The sequence below is a fragment of the Bacillus sp. ES1-5 genome (assembly GCF_022487605.1).
GTDB lineage: Bacteria > Bacillota > Bacilli > Bacillales > Bacillaceae_G > Bacillus_A > Bacillus_A wiedmannii.
The window spans coordinates 1-4062 of record NZ_JAKVPU010000023.1 but is presented as its reverse complement, the minus strand read 5'-3'; the positions used below and the strand labels follow the sequence as shown (position 1 = coordinate 4062).

The following is a 4062-nucleotide window of genomic DNA, read 5'->3' as shown; positions in this document are numbered from 1 at the left end:
GTTAGTTTGTCTAGCATCTAAAAATAAAAATTGACGTTTCACGTTGTTTGTTTCGTTCAGTTTTCAAAGAACTACTTGGTCGCTCATTTGCGACTTCCTTATGTTAACATCTTCGTTTGTTAATGTCAACTAAGTTTTTTATTTCGTTTGCCGCATTCTGCGTTATTGCATCGGCGACTTGTCCTATATTACACCTCTATACCCTAATCGTCAATACCTTTTTATAAAGTTATTCAAGTTAATATTTTTACACTCTCTAATCTAGAGAATAACCTATAAATATTACATTATCCGAAAAGCCTCTTGGACTTCGCTTTAATTTCTTCTCCCTAAATATATTCATGTTTACTTACACCATAGACTTAATTGGTACGGAAGTTTTTCCCCCGCGAAACTAACAACCTTATTTTAATAAATACTAATATATAATTAAAAAGTTATTCCGCTCCCTAACACCTCTTTGTTTATCAGGCACTCTATTAGAAACGATTGAAGATATACGTATTCTTATAAACAGACAACGATACAGAAATTCTTATATACTACTCTAGTTATAGAGTTCCCCTTATATGAAGTAATGGTTACTTACCTGTTTACTCGTAAATATATAGAAACACACTAATACATTTACTAACTATCCCTGTGTCACCGAAATAGCAGACTTATATCTCTTTCATCTTTAACAGCATCCATTTCCATATGGCCTAGTCGTAATAAATTTTATATCCTTTTAAAAAACATTTAAGATATACAAATAAACTATACTCAAGGTCCGAGCCAATTAATAGAATTTCTTTTTTAAACACATATACCGGATTAAAAATACGCACCTCAATTGATCGAGTGCACCTAACATACCCAAAAGGAACATTTGTTCTGTTTGTATTTTATTACTTTTTATCACATTTAAGGGCGTTTATCATATACCTTATATTTACGTTTTACCGTTAGAAGAGCGAATCGAGTTACTAACAAAGTATGTAATTTTATTGTTTCTATATATATCCTCCGTTTTGAAATACATATAGAATTACAAATTCATTTATTTCTAGCTATAAACCTAAGAATACATACAATAAGAAACCAATGCATATAAAACACCCACAAAAACAAATTCTACAACAAGGTACACTACAGCTGTACAATTATAAACCATAATCTTTCCAACACCTATAGGAGTCCTGTCCGCATTTAACGCAAATATAAACTAAAAAAATTTCAATATAAAAAGAGCCAGAATTTCTACTCTAAGGAAAATCCGACTCTTATTTGGGGCCACAACCAAAATTATTTAACTTACTCACTACAACTGAACTCCCTCATAATAACCATAGCCAAAATAATTTTTACATTTAATATTCCCTACTCTGTTGTACTGCAGATGAATGCATCATATCTATCACTGCACGATATAAATTTTCCGGATATTCAGCTATCCGATGGCATAAATACAAGTACCACTCTTTCCCATAAGTCAAATATACCCTAGCATTATGTCCTTTGTTTTTCAAATCACTTAACATATCTGGACGAATTCCATATAGCATTTCTATCTCTACATTAGATTGACTAAAATATTGACGTTTCTCCATTTCTTTAATAAGAATTTCATCATGTGTAGCTATAGATACAGGGTGGTTGTTTTCAACTAGTTGTTCTACAATCTGAAGATACTGTTGGTTTAAGTCATTTGACCTTGGCATAGCAATATCCGAAACTTCTTGATAGGCACCTTTTACAACTCGTATTTTCCCTGGATAATGTAGGAGTTCTTGAATATCATTGTTTGAGCGATATAAATGCGCCTGAATCGTTATCCCTACATTCGGATATTGCTCAGTTGTTTTTTTATAGATGGAAAGAATGTCTGCTGCTTTAGATGATTCTTCCATACTTATCATAAGAGTAGTTCCATGTACTTTTGCCTTCTCTGCCAACTCCATTAAATGAATATAAGATATTTCTGGATCTATAGATAATCCAATATGCGATAAATCGAGTGATACTGTTTGTTTCATAGATAGAGCACCTATATCCCCAATAAGATTCCAAAACTCATTTTTTGCTTTATAACACTCCTCTATATCTAGAGTATTTTCCCCTATGTATTCTAGTGAAGTATGATAACCTTTTGTAATTAGTTCTTTTGCTATCACAATCCCCTCATGTCTCGTTTCTCCGGTGACAAAGCGTTTCGCAGCTTGCAATAACAATGCATAGAGTTCAGTGGATTGTTGTACATAGGATTTTATATGTTCATTTCGTGCAATCGATTTAAATGCCTGAGCTACTTGGAATTCTGGTTTCGTCATCACATTTTCATCCCCTTTAGAACTATTTGATCCAACTATAGCATGCTAAAATGGTTCATATGAGTACCATTTTAACCAAACTTTTATGGTACCAATTTTGATGAAGGGAGCATTTATATGCTTTGGATACCTATTGATCGATCGTTAGATATAAGTTTAATCCGACAGGTTTATCACCAAATACGTGAACGAATATTAAACGGAGAGCTACAATCTGGAGAAAAACTACCATCTACACGGGAATTATCTTCTGAGTTAAGCGTGTCTAGGAATGTAATTTTAGAAGCTTATGATCAATTATTTTCCGAAGGTTTTTTGGTCGCTCGACAGGGCGCCGGGACATTCATTGCAGAAGGGACTTATTTAGAACAACGTAAAAAATCAACTCTAATTGATTCTTTATCTTGGTGCGAAGAAATAAACAAAGACAGTAACATCATTAATTTTCGTTCAGGGATACCAGCATTAGACTTATTTCCACGTAAGGGATGGGCAAAGTTATCTCATACTATATGGAATGAAACACCTCCTTCTACGTTTGGATACGATATTCCCGAAGGGCGTCCCGAATTAAGAAAGGTTTTATCACGCTATTTACTAAAAACAAGAGGCGTTTTTTGTCATCCAGAACAATTGATAATTACCTCCGGTGCAACGCAAGCTTTAACACTTGTTTCTAAGTTACTTTTATCAACAGGCGACGAAGTACTAATAGAAGATCCCATCACCAATGACATTCAAACCATTTTTAAAAATTCAGGAGCCTCCCTTTACCCTATACCAGTTGATGATAATGGGATGGATACATCTTTGCTGCCTGCAAATAAAAACCCAAAATTCATCTTCACTACTCCTTCTCATCAGTTTCCTTTAGGAGGGGCGTTACCGATTCAACGACGGGTTCAATTGATTAACTACTCAAGAAAAACAAATTGTTATCTCATTGAAGATGATTATGACAGTGAGTTTCGATATGAAGGCTCACCTGTAAGTTCATTACAGGGATTGGATCCCGAGCGTGTTATATATATAGGTTCATTTAGTAAAATTTTATCACCGGCCCTTAGGATGGGATACTTAGTTCTTCCCTCACACCTTATTGAAAAATGTCGCAGGGTAAAATGGTTTTCAGATTTACATACATCTTCTTTAAATCAGCTTGTCCTTGCAAAATTTATTGCCGAAGATTATTTGGAACGACATATTATGAAGATGAAAAAAATCTATAAAACTCGAAGAGACTTCCTTATCCAGCAATTAAAATTAGCATTCTCAAATAAGATCAATATTTTCGGTTATTCTACAGGATTACACCTGATTGTTGAATTCAATCAAGTTCAATTCACAAAAGAATTACTTGAGGAAATCCAACAACTCGGAGTGAAAGTATATCCTGTGGAAGAGCACGCCATTAAAAAAGGAAAACATCATAATCGAATTATTATAGGGTATGGACATTTAACAACTGAAGAAATAAAAGAAGGTGTGAGCAGGCTACAGAGGGCAATACCTTGTATATATTCTTGTTAACGAATAGACGGTCTAACAAACTTGTCCATATTTTTCTGAAGGTATGCTATTTAGATGTGAAATCATAATAAAATAAAGCTGTTTTTTGCTAGATAAACGTACTCATAGAGCCAACATTAATTACAAGATTATTTCCATTAAACACAAAAAAGACGAGTCATTCTGACTCGTCTTAAAGTTGCTTGGCGACGTCCTACTCTCACAGGGACAAGGTCCCAAC

At 33.9% G+C, this 4062-nt stretch carries 2 protein-coding genes and 1 pseudogene; 2 read left to right on the top strand and 1 reads right to left on the bottom strand.

The features are described from left to right. Window positions 1-532: 532 nt before the first annotated feature. A pseudogene (locus tag MKO96_RS29000) lies at window positions 533-648 on the top strand (ABC transporter permease); the annotation flags it as partial. 704 nt (window positions 649-1352) lie between these two features. Here MKO96_RS29000 and MKO96_RS28995 read toward each other — a convergent pair. Then, complete coding sequence (locus MKO96_RS28995) at window positions 1353-2312, bottom strand: proline dehydrogenase family protein (protein ID WP_240589329.1); 960 nt, start codon at window positions 2310-2312, stop codon at window positions 1353-1355. A 117-nt stretch (window positions 2313-2429) separates the two neighbouring features. On the opposite strand from MKO96_RS28995, the gene pdxR reads away from it, so the two are divergent. Continuing rightward, window positions 2430-3842, top strand: coding sequence for a MocR-like pyridoxine biosynthesis transcription factor PdxR (pdxR, locus tag MKO96_RS28990; protein WP_240589328.1), 1413 nt, complete (start codon window positions 2430-2432; stop codon window positions 3840-3842). Window positions 3843-4062 lie beyond the last annotated feature (220 nt).

What these genes read in the sequence shown, in the direction of transcription:
- MKO96_RS28995 (WP_240589329.1), bottom strand. Translation starts at nt 2,312, where the DNA reads ATGACGAAACCAGAATTCCAAGTAGCTCAGGCATTTAAATCGATTGCA.
- pdxR (WP_240589328.1), top strand. Translation starts at nt 2,430, where the DNA reads ATGCTTTGGATACCTATTGATCGATCGTTAGATATAAGTTTAATCCGA.